22 protein-coding genes and 1 tRNA gene are annotated in these 24,320 nt (G+C 69.5%); 21 read left to right on the top strand and 2 right to left on the bottom strand.

Annotated elements, in window-relative coordinates; all coding sequences use genetic code 11:
- Window positions 1-94: 94 nt before the first annotated feature.
- From INF26_RS05325 to INF26_RS05255, 15 genes are all read left to right on the top strand, one after another.
- Window positions 95-382 carry a type II toxin-antitoxin system Phd/YefM family antitoxin gene (locus INF26_RS05325; protein WP_226371898.1) on the top strand — a complete coding sequence of 96 codons (288 nt, stop codon included), beginning with the start codon at window positions 95-97 and terminating at the stop codon, window positions 380-382.
- On the top strand, window positions 375-794 hold the full coding sequence (locus INF26_RS05320) for a PIN domain-containing protein (RefSeq protein ID WP_193529693.1): 420 nt from the start codon (window positions 375-377) through the stop codon (window positions 792-794). The genes INF26_RS05325 and INF26_RS05320 overlap by 8 nt, the downstream gene beginning before the upstream one ends.
- 81 nt (window positions 795-875) lie before the next feature.
- The gene (locus tag INF26_RS05315) at window positions 876-1,829 is read left to right on the top strand and encodes a YitT family protein (RefSeq protein ID WP_193529692.1); all 954 of its coding nucleotides are present in this window, start codon (window positions 876-878) and stop codon (window positions 1,827-1,829) included.
- Between the two features lie 611 nt (window positions 1,830-2,440).
- Window positions 2,441-3,403, top strand: a complete 963-nt coding sequence (locus INF26_RS05310; RefSeq protein ID WP_193529691.1) for a hypothetical protein — start codon at window positions 2,441-2,443, stop codon at window positions 3,401-3,403.
- Between the two features lie 176 nt (window positions 3,404-3,579).
- A complete protein-coding gene (locus INF26_RS05305; protein WP_332307314.1) occupies window positions 3,580-4,296 on the top strand; it encodes a ComF family protein in 717 nt (238 codons plus the stop codon).
- Between the two features lie 540 nt (window positions 4,297-4,836).
- Window positions 4,837-5,775: a substrate-binding periplasmic protein gene (locus tag INF26_RS05300; protein ID WP_193529689.1), complete on the top strand. Its 939-nt coding sequence runs from the start codon at window positions 4,837-4,839 to the stop codon at window positions 5,773-5,775.
- A 131-nt stretch (window positions 5,776-5,906) separates the two neighbouring features.
- Window positions 5,907-6,497: a ribosome hibernation-promoting factor, HPF/YfiA family gene (gene hpf / locus INF26_RS05295; protein ID WP_193529688.1), complete on the top strand. Its 591-nt coding sequence runs from the start codon at window positions 5,907-5,909 to the stop codon at window positions 6,495-6,497.
- Entirely contained in the window at window positions 6,490-7,548 is a 1,059-nt protein-coding gene (locus tag INF26_RS05290; RefSeq protein ID WP_193529687.1) for a DegV family protein, read from the top strand. Before hpf ends, INF26_RS05290 begins: the two co-directional genes overlap by 8 nt.
- On the top strand, window positions 7,445-8,656 hold the full coding sequence (locus tag INF26_RS05285; protein WP_193529686.1) for an NAD(P)-dependent oxidoreductase: 1,212 nt from the start codon (window positions 7,445-7,447) through the stop codon (window positions 8,654-8,656). The genes INF26_RS05290 and INF26_RS05285 overlap by 104 nt, the downstream gene beginning before the upstream one ends.
- Window positions 8,656-9,084 (top strand): hypothetical protein, encoded by a 429-nt coding sequence (locus tag INF26_RS05280; protein ID WP_332307313.1) that lies wholly within the window; start codon window positions 8,656-8,658, stop codon window positions 9,082-9,084. The genes INF26_RS05285 and INF26_RS05280 overlap by 1 nt, the downstream gene beginning before the upstream one ends.
- Before the next feature lie 34 nt (window positions 9,085-9,118).
- Window positions 9,119-9,901 (top strand): NYN domain-containing protein, encoded by a 783-nt coding sequence (locus INF26_RS05275; protein ID WP_193529685.1) that lies wholly within the window; start codon window positions 9,119-9,121, stop codon window positions 9,899-9,901.
- 16 nt (window positions 9,902-9,917) lie between these two features.
- A complete protein-coding gene (locus tag INF26_RS05270; RefSeq protein WP_193529684.1) occupies window positions 9,918-10,490 on the top strand; it encodes a hypothetical protein in 573 nt (190 codons plus the stop codon).
- Window positions 10,491-10,579: 89 nt separating this feature from the next.
- The gene (locus INF26_RS05265; RefSeq protein ID WP_193529683.1) at window positions 10,580-11,479 is read left to right on the top strand and encodes a SurA N-terminal domain-containing protein; all 900 of its coding nucleotides are present in this window, start codon (window positions 10,580-10,582) and stop codon (window positions 11,477-11,479) included.
- Between the two features lie 7 nt (window positions 11,480-11,486).
- Complete coding sequence (locus INF26_RS05260) at window positions 11,487-12,677, top strand: purine-nucleoside phosphorylase (protein WP_193529682.1); 1,191 nt, start codon at window positions 11,487-11,489, stop codon at window positions 12,675-12,677.
- A gap of 73 nt (window positions 12,678-12,750) precedes the next feature.
- Window positions 12,751-12,826, top strand: a tRNA-Thr gene (locus tag INF26_RS05255).
- Window positions 12,827-12,992: 166 nt separating this feature from the next.
- Here the strand turns inward: INF26_RS05255 and INF26_RS05250 are convergent.
- A complete protein-coding gene (locus tag INF26_RS05250) occupies window positions 12,993-13,265 on the bottom strand; it encodes a GNAT family N-acetyltransferase (RefSeq protein ID WP_193529681.1) in 273 nt (90 codons plus the stop codon).
- Between the two features lie 100 nt (window positions 13,266-13,365).
- On the opposite strand from INF26_RS05250, the gene INF26_RS05245 reads away from it, so the two are divergent.
- Both INF26_RS05245 and INF26_RS05240 read left to right on the top strand, forming a co-directional pair.
- Complete coding sequence (locus INF26_RS05245; protein ID WP_193529680.1) at window positions 13,366-14,295, top strand: CorA family divalent cation transporter; 930 nt, start codon at window positions 13,366-13,368, stop codon at window positions 14,293-14,295.
- A gap of 57 nt (window positions 14,296-14,352) precedes the next feature.
- Window positions 14,353-15,039 (top strand): SdpI family protein, encoded by a 687-nt coding sequence (locus INF26_RS05240; protein ID WP_193529679.1) that lies wholly within the window; start codon window positions 14,353-14,355, stop codon window positions 15,037-15,039.
- 27 nt (window positions 15,040-15,066) lie between these two features.
- On the opposite strand, the gene INF26_RS05235 is transcribed toward INF26_RS05240, so the two are convergent.
- Entirely contained in the window at window positions 15,067-16,563 is a 1,497-nt protein-coding gene (locus tag INF26_RS05235) for an ATP-binding cassette domain-containing protein (protein ID WP_193529678.1), read from the bottom strand.
- Between the two features lie 178 nt (window positions 16,564-16,741).
- On the opposite strand from INF26_RS05235, the gene INF26_RS05230 reads away from it, so the two are divergent.
- From INF26_RS05230 to INF26_RS05215, 4 genes are all read left to right on the top strand, one after another.
- Window positions 16,742-18,769, top strand: coding sequence for an elongation factor G (locus INF26_RS05230; protein WP_193529677.1), 2,028 nt, complete (start codon window positions 16,742-16,744; stop codon window positions 18,767-18,769).
- Window positions 18,770-19,058: 289 nt separating this feature from the next.
- Window positions 19,059-21,842, top strand: coding sequence for a magnesium-translocating P-type ATPase (gene mgtA, locus INF26_RS05225; protein WP_193529676.1), 2,784 nt, complete (start codon window positions 19,059-19,061; stop codon window positions 21,840-21,842).
- Between the two features lie 92 nt (window positions 21,843-21,934).
- Window positions 21,935-23,125: an MFS transporter gene (locus tag INF26_RS05220; protein WP_193529675.1), complete on the top strand. Its 1,191-nt coding sequence runs from the start codon at window positions 21,935-21,937 to the stop codon at window positions 23,123-23,125.
- Between the two features lie 185 nt (window positions 23,126-23,310).
- Complete coding sequence (locus INF26_RS05215) at window positions 23,311-24,312, top strand: aldo/keto reductase (protein WP_226371896.1); 1,002 nt, start codon at window positions 23,311-23,313, stop codon at window positions 24,310-24,312.
- Window positions 24,313-24,320 lie beyond the last annotated feature (8 nt).

Here is a 24,320-nt window from a genome sequence, read left to right as displayed (position 1 = left end):
GTGCCCGCCCGTACTTCTCGGTTGCCCCTTCCTCGGTGGGTGCTTGATTGTGGCTACATTGGGTATACTGTGGCTACGTTGAGAGGGGGACGCCATGGCACAGCTTGATGCGGTGGGGGTGCGCGAGGCAAAGAACCGGTTCAGCGAGCTGACCGCGCGGGTCAACGAGCTTGGGGCCAACCTTGTGGTGCTCAAGAACAACCGGCCGTGGGTGGTCATCCATCCGGCGGATTCCGAGGCCGCCGATCGTCGCGCGCGCCTCGAGCGTCTTCATGCGCTCACGGCGTCCATCGAGCGGGACGCAGCGGGCGAGCCCGCCTGGGATGCTGCGGTCTCCGACCGCGAGCTTCTCGACGAGGAGCGGGTGAGGCGCTTTGGCTAGGGTCGTGCTCGACACCAACATCATCCTCGACTACCTCAGTGCGACGCGCGAGCGGCACCGCGACGCCGTTGACCTGCTTGAGACCCTGCTCTCGTCGGAGGATAAGACACCGGTCATTCTTGCGGCGAGCATAAAGGACGCCTACTACATCCTCTGCCGCCACTATCGCGATGAGGGGCTCGTTCGCGCTCGGCTCAGTGACTTCCGCTCGCTCATGGAGGTTGCCGAGCTCACAGTTCCGGTGCTCGATACGGCCTTCGCCTCCGACGAGCCGGACCTTGAGGACGGCGTCGTGCGAGCCACGGCCGAGCTCTTGGGCGCCGAGGCCATCGTCACGCGAGACGCGTCCGCCTACACGGGCTCGTCCGTTCCCAGCATGGACGCGCGGGCATATTGCGCCGGCCTCGAATAGCCCGCTCTTTTCGCTGCTGCGCCCCTGCCAAGCTGCTAGACTTCCGGGGCGAGGGCGTGGTCTCGTGCGGGAGGAGCTGCGATGGACGAGAAGAACGCGCAGATCGAGGAGGGCGTCCAACCGGTCGCGGAGGAGATGACGCCCGACGAGGCGCGTCGCGCCGAGAAGCTCTCGCGCCGGCGCATGGCCTACAGCTTCCCGCAGTTCTTCGCCCTACTCAACGTGGGCCTCATCCTCACGGCCGCGGCGCTCGTGCTCTTCAAGACGCCCAACCACCTGGCCTTCGGCGGCACCACGGGCTTCGCGATCCTCTTCAACGCCGCGCTCCCGGCGCTTCCCGTCTCCGCGTACATGTGGATCATGAACGCCGTGCTCGTTCTTCTCGGGCTGGTGTTTCTCGAGCGTCGGGCGGTGCTGTGGAGCGCGTTCGCGTCGTTTGCGCTCTCGGGCTACACCTCGCTCTTCGAGTGGCTGATGCCGGTCACGACCTCCCTCACCGGCGACCTCTGGCTCGACGTCTGCTTTGCCGTGCTGCTGCCGGCCGTGGGCTCGGCCATCGTCTTCGACATCGGCGCGTCCACCGGCGGCACGGACATCCTGGCCATGATCTTGCGCAAGCGCACCGACATAGAGATCGGCAAGGCGCTCTTCGCCGTGGACGTGGGCGTGGTCGTGGCGGCGATCGGGCTCTTTGGGCCGCGCGTGGGCCTCTACTGCGTGCTCGCGCTCATCGGCAAGACCTTCGTGGTGGACGGCTTCATCGAGTCCATCCGCCAGCGAAAGGTCTGCCAGGTGATCTGCGACCACCCGCGCGACGTGGAGGAGTTCATCGTCAAGAAGCTCGGCCGCACCGCCACGGTGACCTTCGGCTGGGGCGCGTACTCCGGCAAGCGGCAGACGATCCTCACCAGCGTGCTCTCGCGCCGCGAGGCCATGAGGCTGCGGCTCTTCGTGCGCGCGCAGGACCCGACCGCGTTCATCACGATCGTGAGCAGCTCGGAGATCATCGGGCGCGGCTTCCGCGGGGTGAACTAAGGGCGGCGGGGTTGCGCCGGGTGGTGGCGGCCCGCAGGACCGAGGATTTCCGGCAACGTGCGATTCTGCGTGCTCCGGTCGGCGCGAGAGGATGCAAAGCCGCGTTCTTCTCGCCTGGGCGGACGTCTATGCGCGGTTTTGCATGCTGAGGGGCGCAGTGCGGAACGCACGAGCGCGCATTACCGGCAATCTTCGGTAGTGCGTGCTGGATCGGAGGCTTGCGCGCGGCGCCTGGCGATACGTGCGAGCACGATTGCGCATCCGCTGAGACAGCCCCCGATGGCAAGGCTGTGCTCTTCCGGGCCTCCGCCCCCACCCAGTCCCCCCTCTCCGGGTGTGTACAAAGTTGCAAAATTAATACGGTACCTTGCAATCACAAAACAGCAGGTAGACAGCTTGCCGAGAAGAACATCAACCTTGCAACTTCGTACACGCCCGGAAGAGGGGCGGGGGGGCGTGCTAGGTGTGTGCGGGACGTGGAGAGAAACGGCGTCGTCGTCCTTCTCACCAACGGTCGCATAGCGCCTCAACTGCGCAAACGCTCATCCGTGAAAGATCGGCGAAAGCTAACGGACAGCTTCGTGCAAGGTGCCCCAAGTAGGCTGCGCCCCATGGATACCTTAATCGTTTCACATAGGTCCGCCCTCGCCCGGTGGGGCGAGAAGGGCCTCGAGCGGCGGCTCGGCGGGCCGTGCCCGGCGCCAAGCGACTGGACGCCTCCGTCCGCCTCCGGGCTCGACGACGAGGCCCTGCGCCGCGTGCGTCTCGAGGCGACCCCGGGGCGCCCGCTGCACATCCTCGTTCGCGACCGAGACGAGCGCGTGCGCACCGAGCGCCTCGTCTCGCACGTCTGGTCCGTCCCGCTGCCTGACGGGGCGTTCTACCAGCTGGAACCCGGTCTGTTACTTAGCTCCCCGAGTTTCTGCCTCCGGCAGGTCTGTGCCCGAGCGAGCGTGCCGGCTGCCGCGGCGACCGTCATGGAGGTGTGCGGGGGATACGCGCTCTCCGCCGGCACGTCGCGCGGGTTCCACGAGCGGCCGCCGCTCGCGTCCCTCGACGAGCTGCGCAGCCACTTTGCCTGCGAGCGCGGCTACGGCGTGCGTCGGGTGCGCGAGGCGCTGGAGCTTGCGGCGCCCGGCTCCCGCTCGCCGATGGAGACGGTCGTGATTCTCTTCTTCACGCTCCCTGTGGAGCTGGGCGGCTGCGGGCTGCCTCCTCCGCAGGTCAACGTGCGCTTGGAGATTCCCAACGATCTGCGCGTGGCGCTCGGAAGACCGTATGTGGTCGTGGACCTCTGCTGGCCCGGCCAGCGCATCATCTTGGAGTACGACAGCTACACGTGGCACCTCGCGCCGCGCGCCTTCGACGGGACGCAGAGCCGCAACGAGGGCCTGCGCGATGAGGGCTGGATGGTGCGCACGGTGACGTCGGGGATCCTGGCCGATCCGCGTCTCCGGCAGCTGCTGGTGAGCCGGGTGATGCGGCGTTTCGGCCTCGAGCCGCCCGACGACGAGGCCTGGCCGCTCCGGCAGGAGCTGCTGGTCCGCGACCTGCTGGGAATCCATGGCGCGTGAGGGCGCGCCCGGCTGCGGTCCGCTCCCTTCCGGGTGTGTACGAAGTTGCAGAACTAATGCGGTACCTTGTAATCGGGAAAGCGCAGGTAGACGAGTTGTCGAGAAGAACATCAGGTTTGCAACTTCGTACACAGCCGGAAAGGGGGCCGAGAGGGCGGGACCTGCGTCTCGGGGACGTGGCGCGCGGGGCCGCCGACGCGTTCGCGGAGGTCCTGTGGCCCACGCGCTGCGCCGGCTGCGACCAGCCCGGCGAGCTGCTCTGCGACGAGTGCCGCGCGTCGCTGCCGTGGGTGGAGCAGCGCCTGGCGTGCCCGTCCTGCGGCGCCCCCTACGGCTACCTCACCTGCACGGAGTGCGACGGCGGCTGGGTCCCGCGCGCCACCGTGGCGGCGCTCACGTTCCGCGGCACGGCGGCCCGCGCGGTGACCGCCCTCAAGGATGCGCACGAGCTCCGCCTCGCGCCGGTGGTCGCGGCGGCGATGGCCTGTGCGCTCGAGGAGGCGTCCGCCTGGCCCGCGCGCGACGGCGGCCCGCGCTTCTCGCCCGCCGAGACGGACGCGCTCTGCTTCGTCCCCGCCACCGCCGCGGCCTACGCGCGGCGCGGCTTCGACCACATGGAGCTCGTCTCCCGCGCGCTGGCATCCGAGCTCTCCCTCCCGCTGGCGGACGTCCTCGTGCGCGCGGCGGCCCGCGACCAGCGCGAGCTCGGACGCGATGAGCGCTCCGCCAACCTCGCGGGCACGATGCGCTCGCTCGAGGACGTCGCCGGCGCGCGCCTGCTGGTCGTCGATGACGTGGCCACCACGGGCGCGAGCCTCGCGGAGGCCGCGCGGGCCCTGCTCCTCCGAGGCGCCGCCTCGGTCACCGCCTGCGTGCTCGCCCGCGTGTGGTAGGCCCTCCGGCCCGCCGCCCGGTGCCGATCGGTCGTCCTTCTCGGCCCCTCTTTCCGGGTGTGCACAAAGTTGCAAAACTAATACGGTACCCTCAAATCACAAACCAGCAGGTAGACGGCTTACCGAGAAGAACATCAAGGTTGCAACTTCGTACACGCCCGGAAGGAGGGACGCGCCTGCCGCGGTCGCGCGAGCGCTCGGCGGTTGAGACGAGAAAACCATGCCCGCCCTAGGTATACTGAAGGGCGTCTCAACCCAGGTCTGTGGTTGCGGGCGCGTCCTGCGCGCCTCAGTCCATGCCAGACGAGGGCAAAGGGATCCACGTAAGTCCGGGCGCGCGCGTCCGGGCGAGCATGGCTCGTCCTAGAGGTAAGCCGCACCGCCCGTCAGACGAGAGGCATCCGGCCTCGCGGGCGAGAGGGGCTCAAGTGACGGCGCCGCGGTGCCGGAAGCGAAGCCCCCGGTGCGCGAGTGTGGGGTCAAAGACCAGGTCAGCTGGGGGAGACGACGATAGGCAGCAGGAAAGACAGGAATCGGCACATGACGCGTCATCACATGTTCACGCTCGCCGCCGCGCTCGTCGCGGCGCTGGGCCTCACGGGCTGCGAGATCGGCCCCGTCAACCTTGACGACTTCTTCGGCACCCCCTCCGTGGAGGAGGCCCGCGCGGAGCGCCGGGAGTCGCTCGCGCCCGTGGTCTCCGACACGTCCCTCAAGCAGGCCGGCACGCTCACGGTGGGCATCCTGGGCACGCAGTCCGCGCCGTTCGCCATCACCTCCACCGAGGGGTCCCAGGTCGGCATCGACCTGGACATGGGCCATGCGCTCGCGGACGAGCTCGGGCTGGCCTCGGTCTCGTTCGTCCCGGTGAGTGACGTCGACTCCGCCCTGGCGGACGAGTGCGACGTCGTCATGGGCGTGGACGCCGGCGAGGGCGGCTCCGCGACCGTCGTGGGCGCCTACGCGCAGAGCGCCGTGGGCGTGTTCGCGCGCGGCGACGTCTCCGCCCCGATCGACGCGTCGGCCCTCGAGGGCGCGACCGTCGGCATCCAGGAGGGGTCGGTGTCCGCCGTCACGCTCGACTCCTACGAGGTCTCCACCGTCCACAGCCCGTGCGCCAACCTCAACGAGGCCTTCGACAGCCTCGAGGAGGGCACGGTCGACTACGTGATCTGCGACGCCTACGCGGGCGCGTACCTCGCCACCGCCTACTCCGACATCGCGTTCGCCGGCACGCTCGACGACCCCGCCATGGTGGGCGTCGCCGTGAGCTCCCCGGAGCTCCAGTCCGCCGTCCAGACCGCGCTCGAGTCGGTCCAGTCGAACGGCGTCGCGGGCATCGCCCTCGCCGGCTGGGTCGGCGACCTCCCCACGCTCACGACCGACCTGAAGGTCACCGGGCTGGTGGAGCGCGCGGACGAGCCCGAGCCCGCCGAGGGGGCGGAGGACGAGTCCGAGTCCGACGCGTCCGCCGAGTAGGTCGGCCCGCTCGGGGTCTCTCGCGCCAGAGTCGACGCCGAGTGGGTATGAGTTGTCCATAGGGCAGGGCCCTAGGGTAGGGAGAAGCGCACCGCAGGATGGTGACGCGCCTCGACCATAAGGAGGTTCGCATGGTGGACATCAAGATCTCGGGTCGCAAGGTCGGTGTTTCCGATTCGCTGCGCGAGCACGTGGAGGAGAAGGTCTCCGCCGCCCTCAAGGTGTTCGACATCAAGCCCATGACCTGCGACGTGGTCCTTCGCGTGGACAAGAACCCGTCCAACCCCGAGCGCAAGGCCTGCGAGATCACCGTCTTCGTGCGCGACAACGTCGTTCGCGTGGTGGCCAGCTCGGATGACATGTACGCCGCCATCGACGAGGCGGCGGACAAGGTCACCCGCCAGCTCCGCAAGTACAAGACGCGCGTGATCGACCGTCGCCAGCGCATGCAGCAGGCAAAGACCGGCACCGTCACCCAGGAGGACCTCGCCTCCCTCATTGAGCCCGGACCCGACGAGACCGAGGACGACCAGCTCGTCCGCGAGAAGTACATCGACCTCGTGCCCATGACCGAGGAGGAGGCCCTGGTCCAGACCGATCTCATCGGCCACGACTTCTACGTCTTCACCAACGCCACGACGGGCCTTGTCAACGTGATCTACCACCGCAAGAATGGCGGGTACGGCATCATAAAGCCCAAGATCGAGGAAGAGAATGAGTAGTACCGAGAATACCGAGAACAACGTCGAGAACGTCGCCCCCCTGACCGAGGGCGTCGACAACGCCCAGGCGTCGCAGGATGCTGCGCGCCTGGGCCGCGCGTATCACCGCAAGTCGAACGTCAGGATAATCGTGGACTCCTGCGCGGACTTCGCACCGGAGGTCGCCGAGGCCCTCGGCGTCGAGGTCGTGCACTTCACGTACGTCATGGGCGGCCAGGAGCACCCGGACGACCTCTGGCAGACCATGTCCGCCAAGGAGTTCTACGACCGCATGCGCGCTGGTGAGGTTGCCACCACCTCCGCCGTGACCCCCGGCCGCTACCTCGAGGTCTTCGAGCGCGCGGCGGAGGAGGGCACCCCGACGGTCTACCTGGCCTTCACGCGCGGCCTCTCCTCGAGCGTGGACGCGGCGCGACAGGCCGCCGACATGGTCCGCGAGAGCCACCCCGACTTCGAGATCCACGTCGTCGACAACGTCTGCCCGTCCGCCGCGGCCGAGCTCCTCGCGATCGAGGCGGTCCGCCAGGCGGCCAACGGCCTCACGGCCGCCGAGCTCACCGCCTGGGCGGAGGAGGCCCGCTACTACGTCCACGGCTACTTCACCCTGGACTCCTTCGACGCGCTCGCCCGCGGCGGCCGCATCCCGCCGGCCGCGGCCACGGTGGGCGGCAAGCTCGACATCAAGCCCGAGCTCTCCTACGACACCAACGGCGCCCTCACGCTGCGCGGCATGTGCCGCGGCCGCAAGAAGGCCCTCCGCGCGATCATCGCGGACTTCAAGGCCAACTACCTCGGCGCCGAGGGCGGGGACGAGAAGCTCCCCATGGCGATCGTCTCGGCCGACGCCGAGAAGGACGCCCGCTGGCTCGCCGACCAGATCCGCAGGGAGCCCGGCTGCTCCGACGTGCCGATCATCTACAGCTCCGTGGGCCCGGTCATCGGCGCCCATGTCGGGCCCGGCATGGTGGCGCTGCTCTTCTGGGGCAAGGACCGTCGCGAGAGCCTCTCGTTCACCGACCGCATCGCCCGCAAGGTCCGCGGCGAGAAGTGATTCAAAAGGGGACAGTCCCCTTTTGAATCATTTTCCAGCTTCATCGAAAGGAACCGACTTGCAGATCAGAAACGTCGCCCTCATCGGCACCGGCATCATGGGCGCCGCCATCGGCGGCCACCTCATGGACGCCGGCTATGACCTGACCGTCCACAACCGCACGCGCGAGAAGGCCGAGGCCCTTCTCGCCCGCGGCGCCCACTGGGCGGACACGCCGGCCGAGGCCGCGGCTGACGCCGACGTGGTCTTCACCATGGTGGGCTACCCCACGGACGTCGAGGACGTCTACCTGGCCACCGACGGCCTCATCCGCGCCGCCAGGAAGGGCGCCTGGCTCATCGACCTCACCACGAGCTCCCCGCAGCTCGCGCGCGACATCCACGATGCCGCCGAGGTCGAGGACAAGCACGCCTTCGACTGTCCCGTCACGGGCGGCGAGCAGGGCGCCATCGACGGCACCCTCACCCTCATCATCGGCGCGGCCGAGAAGGACGTGGCGCCGGTCATGCCCCTGCTGGAGTGCTTCTCGTCCAAGCGCTTCTTCTTCGACCAGCCGGGCGGCGGCCAGACGGCCAAGCTCTGCAACCAGGTGAGCCTCGCCTCGTGCATGGTGGGCTACGCCGACGCCCTGGCCCTCGCCGAGCAGTCCGGCATCGACGCCGAGAAGGTCCTCGAGGTCATGGCGAGCGGCACCGGCGGGTCCGGCGCCTCCAAGAGCCTCGCGCCCAAGTCCCTCGCGGGCGACTACAAGCCCGGCTTCATGGCCGAGCACCTGCGCAAGGACATCGCCCTCGCGCTGCAGCGCTCCGAGGACCTGGACATCACGCTCCCCGGCGCCGAGACGGCCTTCACCCTCTTCGACATGCTCTGCCAGATCGGCGGCGCCCGCATGGGCACGCAGGCGCTCACCCTGCTCTACCAGGAGGAGGGCACCTGCGCCGCGGCTGGCCTCGACTGGTCGCTGCTCGAGGCGGGGGAGGAGGACGAGCACGAGTGCTGCTGCGGCCACGACCACGGTGACGGCGAGCACGAGTGCTGCGGGGGCCACGGCCACCACCACGGCGAGGACCACGAGTGCCACTGCCACGGCCACGAGGGGCAGGCATAGTGTCCGGTGAGGTGGCGGGCGCCATCTTCGCCCTCATGTTCCTGCTCTTCGGCACGGTCACGGGCGTGGGCGTGGGCGAGCGCCTGGTCAAGCGCTGCGTGACGAAGCGCGAGTACGTCGTCGCCAACGTCATCACGCTGCTCGTGGGCGCCGTCGCGTGCGCGATCGCCATGCTCACGCCGTTCCCCGTGCTCGTCGTGCTCGTCATCGGGCTCATCGGCGGGACCGTCGCGGGCATGAAGATGGGCTTCGGCGAGTCGGTGGGCCCGTGGAAGGCGCACGACCGCTACTTCCGCGTCAACAAGGACCAGCTCAGACGCTCCGAGAACAGCGAGCGCGCCGAGGCGGTGCGCCGCGCCCGCCGCGACGGCACCCCCGAGCCCGAGCTGATTAGCGTCGTCGACGACAAGGACGACAAGAAGAAGTGACGCGAGGGCAGCCCCTCGCACCATAAGGAGACGCATGAACGCGACTGACAACCCGCAGAGCTCCATCGCGGTGCTCATAGACTTCGAGAACCTGGCCCTGGGCACGGGGCGCCGCAAGCGCAACGGCCACCAGGAGCCCGGGCCGCTCCCCGACGTCAAGCTCATCCTCGAGCGCCTCGTCGACAAGGGCCGCATCACCGCCAAGCGCGCCTACTGTGACTGGCAGCGCTTCGAGGCGGCGGTCACGCCCCTGCACGAGCTCGGCATCGAGCTCATCGAGATCCCGGACCGCGCCTACACGGGCAAGAACTCCGCCGACATCCGCCTCGCCGTGGACGCGATGGAGATCTGTCTCACCAAGGACCACATCGACACCTTCGCCATCCTCTCCGGCGACTCGGACTTCTCGCCGCTCGTCTCCAAGCTCAAGGAGTTCGGCAAGACGGTCATCGGCGTGGGCATGAAGGACGCCACGAGCTCGCTGCTCACCGAGGTCTGCGACGAGTTCATCTTCTACGAGGACATCACGCGCGGCCCGGGCATCCCGGACTTCTCGTCCAAGGTGCCCAAGGACAAGCAGGACTGCTACCAGCTGCTCTTCGAGACGATCGACGCCCTGCAGCGCGAGAGCGACGCCTTCATCCTGGCCTCGCGCCTCAAGGACACGATGAAGCGCAAGCGCCCACAGTTCTCCGAGTCCAGCTACGGGTATCGTTCGTTCACTGCGCTTCTGCGCGAGGCGTCCAAGCTCGGCTTCATAGAGATCCACCAGGACCCCAAGAGCGGCACCGCCGTGGTCGACGGGTTCTGCGAGTAGGGAGGGAACGCAGGTCATGGCAGAGATGGAAGAACTTGACGGCAACCAGGTGAGCGGCCTCGTCGAGGAGCTCTCCGGCTCGAGCAGGCGTCGTCGCCAGGAGGTCGCGCACCAGATCTCCCTTACCGCGAAGGCGCACCCGGAGGTGCTGACGGGGCACGTCGACGCCCTCGTCGACGCCCTCTACCGCCCGGAGGCCCAGACGCGCTGGGAGGTGCTCGACGCCCTCTCCGAGCTCGTCGCGCTCGACGCCGACGCCGTCGCGGGCGCCTACGACGGCGCGGAGGCGTCGCTGTTCGACGACGGCTCGGCCACGGTGCGCCTCTCGGCCTTCGTGTTCCTGTGCCGCCTCGGCGCGAGCTCCCCGGAGCGCTCCGACGAGGTGTGGCCCCTGCTCGACGAGGCCATCCAGTGCTACCACGGCGACGCCGAGTACCGCGACATGCTCGTCGCCCTTCTCGGCCTCGCCCGCGGCTCCGCGTCGGACGCCACGAGGAAGGCGCTCGCCGCGCGCGTGTCCTTCGACGCCGAGAGCGGCTCGGGCTACATCAAGTCCTTCTCGGAGCAGATCGTTCAAGCTCTCTCCTAGGTTTGTGGCGGTCCGGGGGAGGCGTGGCGCGGCCGGCGCCGGCCTCCTAGACTCGTGAGGATGGACGGGCACTTCGTGGGAGGACGCACATGAGCAAGAAGAGCGCCGCAGCGGGCGAGAAGAACCTCGAGAGGCACGTCGCGACGGAGGGCGGCGGGCACGGCCTGCCGACGCCCGCCTGGGTGGCCATCGCCGTGGCGACGCTCGTCGTGGGCGTGCTGGCGGGGCACTTCCTCCTGGGCGGCGCCGGGACGGTCTCCCTGGGCGGGCGCACGACGCTCGGCCCCGGCGAGCTCGACGCGACCGTGGCCACCTACACCGCGAACGGGACGACGACGGCCGTCACCGCGCGCGAGGTGCTCGAGGAGGTCCAGGGAAGCCCCACCCTCACGGCAAACGAGGACGGGACCTACGACGTCCCGGCCGCGAGCGACGTGCTCTCCTACGTGCAGAACGAGGTCATTCTCGCCGACGCCGCGGCGCGCGGCCTCACGGCGAGCGACGAGGAGGTCGACGCGTTCGTCACCGGCACGATGGGCCTCGCGGACATGGCCGAGGTCGCGTCCAACTACGGCATCAGCGAGGACGCCGCCCGCTCGATGATCGAGGACGCCGTGGTGCTGAGCAAGCTCCAGAGCGAGGTGACCACGGCCGAGCTGGGCGACTACCCCACGGCCCCCGCCGAGCCTGCCGAGGGCGAGGAGGACGTGGCCACGCCCGAGTACGCCGACTACGTGATCGGGCTTCTCGGCGACGAGTGGGACGCCGACGCCGACGACTGGGCCCGCACCGACGGGGCCTACTACGCCACGCTCTCCGGCTACGAGATCTCCAACGACGCTGCCACCTACGCCGCGGCGAGCGCCGCCTACAGCGTGGCCGCCAACGAGTACCAGACCGCGTCTGCCCAGCTCAACGAAGAGTGGAACGCCTACACCGACGGCGTGCTCTCCAAGGTGACGGTGCAGCTGGGCACCCTGGCGGAGTAGGGCTCCCGTGCGCGTCGCGGTCAGCGCCTGCCTGCTCGGGGCCCCCGTGCGCTACGACGGGGGCGCCAAGCCCTGTCCCGAGGTCCTCGAGCTCGCGGAGAAGGTCGAGGTCGTGCGCGTGTGCCCGGAGACGGCCTCGGGCCTGCCGGTGCCGCGCCCCCCGGCGGAGCAGCGGGACGGCCGCGTCTTCCTCTCCGACGGACGCGACGTGACGGCGGAGTTCGCCCGCGGCGCGGACCTGTCGCTCGCCGCCGTGCGACGCTCACCGGTCTCGTTGGCCGTGCTCAAGGCAAAGAGCCCCTCCTGCGGCGTGGGCCTCGTCTACGATGGGACGTATACCGGAAGGCTCGTGGCGGGCCAGGGCGTCTTCGCCGAGCGGCTCGCGAGGGAGGGGATCTGCGTGGTCACCGAGGACATCGTGAGGGAGTGCAAGCCGAGCGTCGAGCACCCCGTCGCCATCGTGCTGGGAAGCGGCCTGGGCCACCTGGGCAGCCTCGTGCGCCCCGTGCGCCGCATCGACTACCGGGACATCGACGGCTTCCCCGTGACCGCGCGCCCCGTGCCGGGCCACAGCTTCGAGGCCACGGTCGGCACGATCGACGACGTGCCGGTGGTGGTCTATCCCGGGCGCATCCACCTCTACCAGGGCTACTCCGCCGCCGAGGTCACTGCCCTCGTGCGCCACGCGCACCACCTCGGCTGCCGCGACATCGTCTTCGCCTGCGCCACGGGAGCCGTGCCGGGCAACGCCGGCGTGGGCCTGGGGATCCTCACCGACCAGATCAACCTCACCGGGCGCAACCCGCTCGCCGAGTGGGACGGCCTGCGCGACGTGGAGAGCCCGTTCGTGGACATGAACGACGCCTTCTCTCCGTACCTGCGCTCAATCGCGCGCGGCGTGGCCGACGACCTGGGGATCCACGTGGAGGAGGGCGTCTACGCGGGCGTGCTGGGGCCGTGCTTCGAGACGCCGGCCGAGGTCGCCGCCCTGCGCGCGCTCGGCGTGTCCTATGTGGGCATGAGCACGGTGTGCGAGGTCGTCATGGCCCGGGCGCTGGGCATGCACGCGCTGGGGCTCACGCTCGCGGCCAACGAGTCCGGCGCGCCGGCGGTGAGCCACGAGAGCGTGCTGGCGGAGGCCGAGCGCCACGCGGAGGACTTCGAGCGCCTCGTCCGCGGCGTGCTGCGCCTGCTGTAGGCGGGCGGGGGCGCGGAGAAAACGACGCTTGCGCGGCTCGCGTGCTTCTCGTATAGTAGTTAGCCGCCGATAGGCCAGCTTAGCTCAGTTGGTAGAGCACCGCTCTCGTAAAGCGGGGGTCACCAGTTCAAGTCTGGTAGCTGGCTCCAGCGAATGACCGCGGGCCGGGGAGTCGATTCCCCGGCCCGCTTCGTTTTTGCCCTCGACGGCGCTCGGCCAAATTAACGGGCAAAATTCGAATTACTCGTTTTTCTTTCCTGCGGATATATATCAGTTAATAGAATCCTGTCCGTTAATGGGCGGCTTTGGGCACCGCTAGGCGAGAAGGTCGGCGTGCTCGGGGTGCTTCTCGAACCAGCTGACGGCGTAGGAGCACGTGGGACGCGCGCGGTAGCCGCTCGCGGCGATGCTCGCGACGGCGCGACCCAAAAGCTCGCCCGCCACGCCCTGCCCGCGCAGGCTCTCGTCCACGAAGGTGTGGTCGATCTCCACGACGCCAGGCTCCACCTGGGGGAAGGTCACCTCCGCCAGCACGTTCCACTGCTCGTCCAGCACCTGCACGCGGTCGCGCTCCATGACCCAGCCCATGTTGCCTCCTTCGATTGCGGTCTGCGGGGCTATTGTCTCACACGACAACGGGTAGAACGTCCAACGAGGACGCGTTGTCGTCGGCGGGCGGAGGCGCAGCATGGCACGGGCTTGGCACATCGCAAACGGGCACCTCGCGACGGGCGAGAAGGACGGCGAGCACGTCGTCGCCCTCCTGCGCCTGGAGGAGGCGCGGGCGCGCCCGCTCTCCCACACGCAGCGCGAGGTCCTCGACCAGCTCGAGCGCGCCGCGATGCCCTTCCTGGAGCGCACGTCCACCGGGGCCGCAGGCCTCGTGGTCACGCCGAGCGGCCGGCGTCGCTTCGGCTTCATCCTCACCCCCGACGAGCTGGTGCTCATTGACGACGGGGACGTCTGCGCAACGGCGCTCGGCCGCGCCGTCGAGGACCGGGCGCCCGTCGAGGGGCCCGCCGGCGCCCTCTGCGCGCTGCTCCGCGAGCTGCTGCGCGACCACCCGGCGCGCCTCTCCCGCGTGCGCGAGGACTTCGAGCTGGTGGAGCAGCAGGTCCTGGAGGGCCGCGAGCGCCCGGATAGGCGCAGGATGATGGCAGACTCGCGGCGCATGCTCGGGCTCGACACGTTCTACCAGGGCATGTCCGACCTCGCCTCGGAGCTTGCCGAGGATGACTCCGGCCTCGTGACGCCGGCGGACCGCGCGCGGCTCCGCTCGCTCGCGCGCCTGCTGGGCCGGCTTGCGGCGCGCCTGGAGTCGCTGCAGGACTACAGTCTGCAGGTGCACAGCCTCTACCAGGAGTCCATCGACGTGCGGCAGAACAACGTCATGCAGTGGCTCACGGTGGTGACCACGATCGTGATGCCGCTCACCTTCGTCACCGGGTGGTACGGCATGAACTTCCCGCACATGGCGCTCTTCGACGTGCCGTGGGGCTACGTTGCGGTGATCGTGGTGTGCGTGGCAATCGTGGCCGTCGAGGTGGCGTTCTTCTGGCATCACGGCTGGCTGAGCTTTGGCGAGCGGCGCCACAGGGGCGGCGAGCGGCGAGGTTGATAAGCGCTCGCAGGAGGGGTATAACAGCGCGCATCAAGTTCGTCTGAGGAGGCTGACATGGCTGGCTTGGACTACACGACGCGCGACAAGGCCCTGTGGGGCGCGCTGCTCGCCCTGTGCCTGGCGAGCGCGGCGGCCTACATCCTCTGGGCGCTGCCCGCGATGCCGGAGACGGTGCCCACGCACTGGGGCGTCGACGGCACGGCCGACGGCTGGGACAGCAAGGGCTCCACGATTCTCATGGGCGCGCTCATGCCGCTTCTGATTTTGGTGCTGCTCTTCGCGGTCCCTCACCTCGACCCGCGCGGTGCGAGCTTCAATCGCTTCAAGGGCATCTATGAGGGATTCTCCGCGGCATTCACGGTGTTCATGGTCGTCGTGGCGTGGATCACGCCGCTCTCGGCGCTCGGCGTCCTCCCAGCTGCGGGCGGCTCAGTCGTCAACATCATCGTGTTTGGCTTCCTGGGCCTCCTGTTCGTGGGGCTCGGCATCGTCATGCCGCGCATCGAGCCCAACTACACCTTCGGCGTGCGCCTGCCCTGGACGCTCGCGGACCCGGAGAACTGGCGTCGCACGCATCGCTTCGCAGGTCCGGTCTTCGTGGTCATGGGCGTGGCCACGCTCGCCTCGGCTCTTCTCGCCTCCATGGCGCCCGAGCTCACGCTGGTCGTGCTGCTCGTGGTCCTTCTCGGCGGCACGGCGCTCGTTGCGCTCTACAGCTTCCTCCTCTGGCGGCGCGGATGATTCAAAAGGGGACAGTCCCCTTTTGAATCATTTCTCCTGGACGCGGCCGTCACGAACCTCCCAGGTGCGGCTCGTGCAGGCATCGAGGAACCGCCGGTCGTGGCTCACCAGCACGAGCGCGCCGGGGTAGGCGGCGAGCGCGCGCTCGAGGGCCTCGGTCGAGTGCAGGTCCAGGTGGTTGGTGGGCTCGTCCATGAGGATGAGCGCGGGGTGGCGCAGGATGCCCTCCGCCAGCATGAGCTTGCGCAGCTCGCCGGGGCTCGTGCGACCGCCCTCGAGGATGCGGTCCGGGTCCGAGTTGAGCTGCGCCACCGTCGAGAGCACGCGCCCGCGGTCGGCCGGGGTCAGCGCGGCCACGCGCCCCACCATGGCCTCGCGGGCCTCTGCCGGCAGCTCCTGCGGGATGTCCAGCACCTCCACTCCCTGCCCCGCATCTGCCGTCCGGGCGAGAAGAACGCGCAGGTGCGAAAGGAGCGTGGACTTGCCGGCGCCGTTGGGCCCGACGACGCCCACGTGGTCACGGCTCCCCACCCAGAGCTCGGGGATCTGGAGCGTGCCCTCCGGTCCGCAGGGGATGGTCGTGGCGGGAACATGCAGCACGGTGCGTCGGCGCGAGGGCTCGGCGTCCACCCAGAGGTCGCCGTCGTAGCGCTTGGTCACACGCGCGGCGGCCAGGCGCTCCTGCGCGGCGGCCACCCGCGCGTCCATCTGCGAGGAGAGCCGCCCGGCCTGGCCGTCCTTGCCGGTGAAGATGGCGAGGTCGATCTTGCCGCGCGCGTCGCGGTCGCGCGGGTCGAGGCCGCGCTTGCTGCGCCGCGCGTCGGCGCGGGCGGCCTCGTGGGCCCGCGCGTCCTTCTCGGCGGAGAGGCGTGCCAGCTCGCGCTTGGCGCTCGCCCGCTCCGCGACGGCCGTCGCGCGCTCGAGCTCCGCCTGGCCGTGTGCCGCGCTGTAGCCGCCCGGCCGCACGACGATGCCGCCGGGCTCGAAGGACGCGCAGCGCGTGGCGAGAAGGTCCACGAGGTCGCGGTCGTGGCTCACGAGGATTCCGATGCCGCGGAAGCGTGCGAGCGCCGCGCCCAGCTCCTCGCGGGCGTCCGCATCCAGGTGGTTGGTGGGCTCGTCCGCCACGAGCACGTCCGGACGACCCCAGAGGGCAACCGCCACCTGCAGCTTCTTGCGCTCGCCAAAGGAGAGCTCGTCAAAGCGCCAGGGCATGTCGTCCTCTATGCGGAAGGCCTCGCGCAGCTCGCGGGCCTCGCGGCCGTAGTCCAGCGCGAAGTCCGCGAGCCCCTCGGGTGGCTCGTCGGCGTCCTGCGCCACGTAGGCGCAGACCAGGTCGCGCGTGACGGAGCCCGCGTCCGGAGCTATGAGGCCGCAGGCGATTTTCGCCAGCGTGGTCTTGCCGCAGCCGTTGTCGCCCAGAAGCGCGGTCCAGCTGGTGGGGAAGGTGATGGTGACGTTGTCGAGGACGGCCTCGCGGGCCGCAGGATAGGCGTAGCACACGCCGGAGAGCACAAGCTGCATAGACATCTCTTCTCTGGCGAGGCGCCGGGCGGGCGTCCTTCTCGCCATCAGGGGTTTCTTAGCTGAGGATGTCTAGCGAATGCGCACGGCTCCGGGTCCTTCCGACGGGGCTACGACGCCGTCAGTATACCCTATGATGAGACGGATTCGTCGGTTGTAGCCAGAGGGGAGAGGTAGCATGAGGCAGGCGGTCGTGGGGCTCCTGGCGCACGTCGACGCGGGCAAGACCACGCTCGCGGAGGCCATGCTCGCCGCCGCGGGGGCCATCCGCAACCCCGGCCGCGTGGACAGCGGCAGCACCCACCTGGACACCGATGCCATGGAGCGCGACCGCGGCATCACGATCTTCTCGTCCAGTGCCGCGCTCGACTGGGCGGGCGCCCACCTCATGCTCGTTGACGCACCCGGCCACGTGGACTTCTCTGCGGAGGCCGAGCGCACGCTCGCCGCGCTCGACTACACCATCCTGGTGGTGGGAGCGAACGACGGCGTGCAGGGCCACACCGAGACCCTCTGGGACCTGCTCGCGCGCCACGAGGTACCCACCTTTGTCTTTGTGAACAAGTGCGACCTGGAAAACCCCGGGCGAGAGGAGCTTCTCGCCGAGCTGGCCTCGCGGCTCTCGCCGGGCTGCGTGGATGCGTCCGCGCTGCTCGTGGGCGACGCGGGTGCGCTGGAGGATGCGGCCGCGACGGACGAGGCCGCGCTCGAGGAGTACCTGGAGACCGGCGCGCTCGCGGCGGACACGCTGCGGCGCCTGGTGGCCGGTCGCGCGCTCTTCCCGGTCTTCTTTGGTGCCGCGCTGCGCGACGATGGCGTGAGGGAGCTGCTCGACGGCATGTGCGCGCTTCTCGCCGAGCGCCCCTGGCCGGACGAGTTCGCGGCGCGCGTCTTTCGCGTGAGCCGCGGCGCGCGCGGCGAGCGGCTTGCCTGGCTGAAGGTCACGGGCGGCACGCTGCGTGCGAAGGCCCAGCTCACGGGCGTGGACCGTCGCGGCGAGCCGTGGGCCGAGAAGATCAACGAGGTGCGTCTCTACCAGGGCGCGAGCTCCGAGACCGTGGCAGAGGTCGGCGCCGGCCGCATCTGTGTCGTTACTGGGCTCAGCCACGTGGTGCCGGGAAGCGCGCTGGGCGCGGAGCCGGAGGGCGTGCGCCCGCTGCTCGCGCCCGTCCTGTCCTACCAGGTGATCCCCGAGCCGGGCGCGGACGTATCCGCCCTGGTGCGGGCGCTCCGCGAGCTCGCGGACGAGGACCCGGTGCTCGGCGTCACGTGGCAGGAGCAGCTCCAGGAGGCGCACGTCCAGCTCATGGGCGAGGTCCAGCAGGACGTGATCGCGGAGCTCCTGCGTGAGCGCTACGGCTTTGCGGTGACGTTCGGCCCGGGCGGCATCCTCTACAAGGAGACCGTGACCGCGCCCGCCGAGGGCGTGGGCCACTTCGAGCCGCTGCGCCACTACGCCGAGGCGCGCCTTCTGGTGGAGCCGCTGCCGCGTGGTGCCGGCGTGGAGTTTGGCACGCGTTGCTCGACGGACGACCTCGACCTCAACTGGCAGCGCCTCATCCTCACCAACGCGATGGAGCGCGACCACCTGGGGCCTCTCACGGGAGCGCCGCTCACGGACGTGCGCATCACGCTGCTCGCCGGTCGCGCGCACGCCAAGCACACCGAGGGCGGCGACTTTCGCCAGGCCACCTACCGTGCCGTTCGCCAGGCGCTCATGGGCGCGCGCGAGCGTGGCGAGTGCCGGCTCCTGGAGCCATGGTACCGCTTTCGTCTGACGGTGCCCGCCGACCGCGTGGGCCGCGCGCTCACCGACCTCACGCGCATGGCGGCCGAGTTCGACGCGCCGGCGACGTCCGGTGATGCGGCCACGATCGCGGGCGAGGTGCCCGCCTCCGAGGTGGGGGAGTACGCGCTCGAGGTCGCGCGCTACACGGGTGGCCGCGGGCGAATCTCGCTCGAGCTCGCGGGCTACCGCACCTGCCACAACGCCGACGAGGTCATCGCCGCCGCAGCCTACGACCCCGAGGCCGACCTCCCCAACACGCCCGACTCCGTCTTCTGCAGTCACGGCGCCGGTCACACCGTCAAGTGGCAGGACGTCTCCGCGCACGCCCACACCGCCGTAGACCCCGCGCGCCTGCGCCCGTACCGCCCCGCCGACGCCGCGTTCTTCTCAGCTGGCCTTCGCAGTACAGGCACGTGAGGAGTTTCTTGAGATGCCTTGCCCCCCAGGGCACGCGTGTGTCATAGTCGCAGGCATAGGGGCGCGTCATGCGCAGACAGAAGGAGGTGCGACCATGAACGACCGAAGTAGCGATGCCTGCGGTGCCGGGTCGCACCAACTTCGTGCGGCGGTCATCGAGGCATCTGCCCTGATCGCCTAGCAAACAACCTAGCCACAACCTATCCAGACCGGGCACGCGCCCGGTTACGGCCCGCCCGCGGGCATCCCCTCGACCAGCCGGAACCTAAGGTATTGGGAGGTACGCAGGATGCCGAAGACCAAGCTTATCCAGCATATCAAGAATATAACCATAAAGGGCAACAGGAACGCCGGGGATGCACCGCGCGACCGTGGCGGGAAGAGCGCGGTCGCTCGCTGCGGCGAGCTGGGCTCCGCCCTCGAACATGCCGCCCGTGCCGAGAAGCACGATCTTCTCGCCAGCCTCGGCAGCTCGACAGACGGAATCACCTCTGCGGAGGCGACCCGTCGCCTTGAGCAGAACGGCCACAACTCGCCAAGCGAGCGCCGCCGCCTGCCGCTTGCGCTGCGCCTCGCGGCGAGCTTTGTGAGCCCCTTCACGCTCATCCTCGCAGCGCTCGCCGCCGTCTCGCTCTACACCAACGTCATCCTCGCCGCTCCGGGTGACGAGGACCCCTCTACCTGCGTCATCATCGCGGTGATGGTTGCCATCTCGGGGGTGCTGCGCTTTGTGCAGGAGGACCGGGGCCTGGCCGCGGCGGAGTCTCTTCGCAAACTGGTAACCACCACGTGCTGCGTGGTGCGGGCAGGGGAGCCCGAGCGCGAGGTTCCCTTCTCGGAGCTCGTCATAGGCGACGTCGTGCGCCTCGCCGCGGGCGACCTCGTGCCCGCGGACGCCCGTGTCATCGAGGCGAAGGACCTCTTCCTCAACCAGGCGGCGCTCACCGGAGAGAGCGAGCCCGTAGAGAAGACCGCCGACCCGTGCCCCGCTGCCGTACCCTCCCGCGCGCTCACCGTGGGCGACTGCGGAAACATCGTCTTCACCGGCACGAGCGTGGTCTCGGGGTCCGCGCGCGCCGTCGTGGTCGCAACCGGCGACGACACGTACGTGGGCCGCGTCATGGGCGCCTGCCGGGAGCGCCCCGCCCAGACGAGCTTTGATGCCGGCGTTGCCTCGGTCTCCCGCGTGCTCGTTGCGTTCATGCTGGTGATGTGCCCCGTCGTGTTTGTGCTCAACGGTCTCACCAAGGGCGACTGGCTTTCCGCGCTGCTCTTCTCGGTGTCCGTTGCCGTGGGCATCACTCCGCAGATGCTTCCCGTGATCGTGACCACCTGCCTCGCCCGGGGCGCGCGCGAGATGGCCCGGCACGAGGTCATCGTCAAGGACCTCGCCGCCATCCAGAACCTTGGCGCCATGGACGTGCTGTGCTGCGACAAGACGGGCACGCTCACAGAGGACCGCGTGATCCTCGAGCGACACATCAACGTGGAGGGGCGCCCGGACGACCGTGTCCTGCGCCACGCGTATCTCGTGAGCCATTTCCAGACGGGCCTTCGCAACCTCATCGACGAGGCGATCATCGGGCGCTACGAGAGCATTGCCGAGAAGGACCGTGGGCTTGCGGGCGTTGCCTCGCGCTACCGTAGGGTTGACGAGGTTCCCTTTGACTTCGAGCGCCGCCGCATGAGCGTGGTGATTGAGGACGAGCGGGGAAAGTCGCAGATGGTGACCAAGGGTGCCGTGAGGGAGGTGCTTGCCGCGTGCTCATACGTGGAGCTTGCCGAGGGGGTGCGCCCACTCGACGGCGGGCTGCGCACCCGGCTGCTCGCACGTGCCGAGGACCTTGGGGCGCGCGGGATGCGCACCATTGCCGTGGCGCAGAAGACCAATCCACGCCCCGTGGGCGCCTTTGGCCCGGAGGACGAGCGCGACATGGTGTTCATGGGCTACCTCGCGTTTCTCGACCCGCCCAAGCAGAGCGCCGCGGAGGCCATCGAGCGTCTCACGAAGGCGGGCGTCTCGGTGCGCGTGGTGACGGGGGACGCCGAGGGGGTCGCGGCATGCGTGTGCCGTACGGTGGGCATTCGCGTGGAGGGCGTGCTCCTGGGTCCCGAGGTCGACGCGCTCGACGATGCCGCGCTCGCCGCCCGCGCGGAGGAGACCCAGCTCTTCGCGCGCCTCTCGCCGCTTCAGAAGGCGCGCGTGGTGAGGGCGCTCAGGGCCGCCGGCCACGTGGTGGGGTTCATGGGCGACGGCATCAACGACGCGGCCGCCATGCGCGCCGCGGACGTGGGCGTCTCCGTGGACACCGCGGTGGACGTTGCCAAGGAGAGCGCGCAGGTCATCCTTACGCGCAAGGATCTCTCGGTGCTCGTGCGCGGGGTGCGCGAGGGCCGGCGCACGTACGCAAACACGATCAAGTACATAAAGGCGACGGCGAGCTCCAACTTTGGCAACGTGCTCTCGGTGCTTGTCGCCAGCGCGTTCCTGCCGTTTCTGCCCATGTCGGCGCTGCAGCTCCTGCTGCTGGGGCTGGCGTACACGGTCGCCTGCGCCGCGCTCCCGTGGGACAACGTGGAAGAGGCGTTTCTCGCCAGCCCGCGCACCTGGGACGCGCGGTCCATCGTTCGCTTCATGCTGTGGATGGGGCCGCTGAGCTCGGTGTTTGATATCGTGACGTACGCGGCGATGTTCTTTGTGGTGGCACCAACGGCGGCGGGCGGACCATGGGGCGCCCTCGGCCCGGCTACGGCTGCGGCGTTTGTGGCCGTCTTTCACACGGGGTGGTTCGTCGAGTCCATGTGGACGCAGACGCTCGTGCTGTTTGCGCTGCGCGGAGAGCGGGTTCTGGCTTCGGAGGGTCGTCCGGCGCGAACGCTCGCGGCCGTTGCGGTCCTTGGCGTTGCGGCGCTGACGGCGCTGCCTTGGACCCCGGGCGCGTCCGAAGCACTGGGCCTCGCGCCGCTGCCCGCCGCCTTCTGGCCGCTGCTCGCCACGTGCGCCGCGGGCTATCTGCTGCTCGTTGGCCTTGTGAAGCGGCTCTACCTGCGGCGGTTTGACTCGCTACTCTAGCGGGCGCGCGCCCTTGTCTGCTGCGGGCTGGGGCGCTATCATGCTATGGAAACGTTTCCACATATGTACCCCGGATCGGAGCCCGCTGCAGCATGTCCGTCGTTCTTCTCGTCGTCATCTACGTGGCCTTCGTGGGCCTGGGCATCCCGGACTCGCTCTTCGGCGCGGCGTGGCCCGCCATGCATCCGGACCTGGGCGTCCCCGTCTCGTGGGGCAGCGTCGTCACGATGGTCACATGCTGCGGGACCATCGTCTCCAGCCTCTCCTCCGCCGCGCTCATCGGCCGCTTTGGCACCGGGCGCGTGACCGCCGTCTCCACGGCGCTCACCGCGGCGGCGCTGCTCGGCTTCGCCGTGGCGCCGGGCTTTCCGTGGCTGTGCCTGCTGGCCGTGCCGCTCGGCCTCGGCGCGGGCGCCATCGACACGGCGCTCAACAACTACGTGGCCCTGCACTATCGCGCGACGCACATGAACTTCCTGCACTGCGCCTACGGCGTGGGCATCACGGTGAGCCCGTTCATCATGTCGCTCGCGCTCTCGGGCGGCACCTGGCGCGACGGCTACCTCGGGGCGGCGGCCGTCCAGGCGGCGATCGTCGTCGCGACGGTCGCGATCCTGCCGCTGTGGTCGCGCGTGGGCCATGAGGCGCCGGCGGGCGAGAAGGACGACGACCCCGCGCCCCGCGCCGCCAGCCCGCTCGCCCTCGTCCGGCGCCGCGACATTCGTCTGGCCTGCCTCGTCTTCATGGCGTCGGTGGCCATCGAGGGCGTCTGCAACACCTGGTGCGCGAGCTACCTCGTGGGCGCGCGCGGCATGGCGGCCGGCGCCGCCGCGGGCATGGTGACGGTCTACTACGTGGGCGTGACGGCGGGTCGCTTCCTCTCCGGCGTGCTGGCCAACCGGCTCACGGGCAAGCAGCTCGTTGGTCTGGGGCAGGCGGTCACCTTCGTGGCCGTGCTCGTGCTTCTCGCCCCGCTGCCGCTTGCCGCGGCTCCGGTGGGCCTCTTCCTCGTGGGCTTTGGCAACAGCCCGCTCTACCCCAACATGCTGCACCTCACGCCGCGCCTCTTTGGCCGCGACCTGTCGCAGGCGGTGATCGGCGTGCAGATGGCGGCCTCGTACGTGGGCTCGCTCACGCTGCCGTCGCTCTTCGGCCTGGTCGCGGAGCGGGTGGGCTTCTGGCTCTTCCCGATGGCGCTCCTCGCGCTATCCGTGGTGGTGTTCGCGGCGTTTCTCGCCCTCATGGCGCTCAAGGGCTGGCGCCCGCGCCTCGCGCGCAGCTAGCCGTTCGGCTTAGTACGCGATTTCCAACGTTTCAGCGCCATAAAGCGTCGTCTTTCGCGTATTGCTGCGTGCCAGTACGCGACTTCCAACGTTTTGGCCCGCTCAAACGTAGGAAAACGCGTATTGAGGGCGGGCGCGCCGGGATAGAATGAGCAAAACACGACGGGCGAGAAGGGCGGCGCGGCATGGCGGACATGCGCTACGTGGAGCTGGGCGGCTCGGGCATCACCGTCTCGCGCCTCTGCCTGGGAGGGATGAGCTTCGGCGTCCCCACCAAGCCCCGGCCGTGGACCGTGGGCTATGACGAGACGCGTGCCGTGATCGCGGCGGCGACGGATGCCGGCATCAACTTCATCGACACCGCCAACTGCTACGCGGACGGCACGAGCGAGGAATACATCGGCCGCGCCCTGCGCGAGCTGGGCGTCCCTCGTGACCGGGTGGTGCTGGCGAGCAAGGTCTTCTACAACGACGGCGGCCTCTCCCGCACGGCCATCATGCGCGAGATCGACGGCACGCTCGCCCGTCTGGGCACTGACTACCTTGACCTCTACGTCATCCACCGCTTCGACGCGGCGGCGCCCGTCGAGGAGACGCTCGAGGCGCTCGACGAGCTCGTCCGCGTGGGCAAGGTCCGCGCCCTCGGCGCGAGTGCGATGTACGCGTACCAGCTCCACAACATGCAGGTCGTGGCTACCGCGGACGGATGGACGCCCTTCTCGACCATGCAGAGCCAGTACAACCTGCTCTACCGCGAGGACGAGCACGAGATAATCCCCGTCTGCCGGCAGTTCGGCATGGCGCTCACGCCGTACAGCTCGCTCGCCGCCGGGCGCCTCACGCGGCCCACGTGGGACGCGCCCACGCGCCGCAGCGAAACGGACGTCATCTCGCAGAAGAAGTTCGACCCCATGCGCGAGCAGGACGAGAAGATCGTGGCGCGTGTGGCGGAGCTCGCCGGGAGGCACGACGTGCCGATGGCGGCAATCGCGATCGCGTGGCTGTGGGCGCGCGGCGTGGAGTCGCCGATCGTGGGGTGCTCGCGGCCGGAGCTGGTGGGGGAGGCGTGTCGCGCGCTCGAGATGGAGCTCACGGGCGAGGAACGCGCCTACCTCGAGGAGCCGTACGCGCCGCACCCGCTCGTCGGCGTGCGCCCGCACGAGCTGGACGAGCTGCTGGCGCGGTAGGGAGGTTG

The organism is Thermophilibacter gallinarum (assembly GCF_014982725.1).
GTDB classification, from domain to species: Bacteria; Actinomycetota; Coriobacteriia; order Coriobacteriales; family Atopobiaceae; genus Thermophilibacter; species Thermophilibacter gallinarum.
The sequence above is the reverse complement of the archived record's forward strand: the minus strand, read 5'-3'. Positions and strand labels throughout refer to the sequence as shown.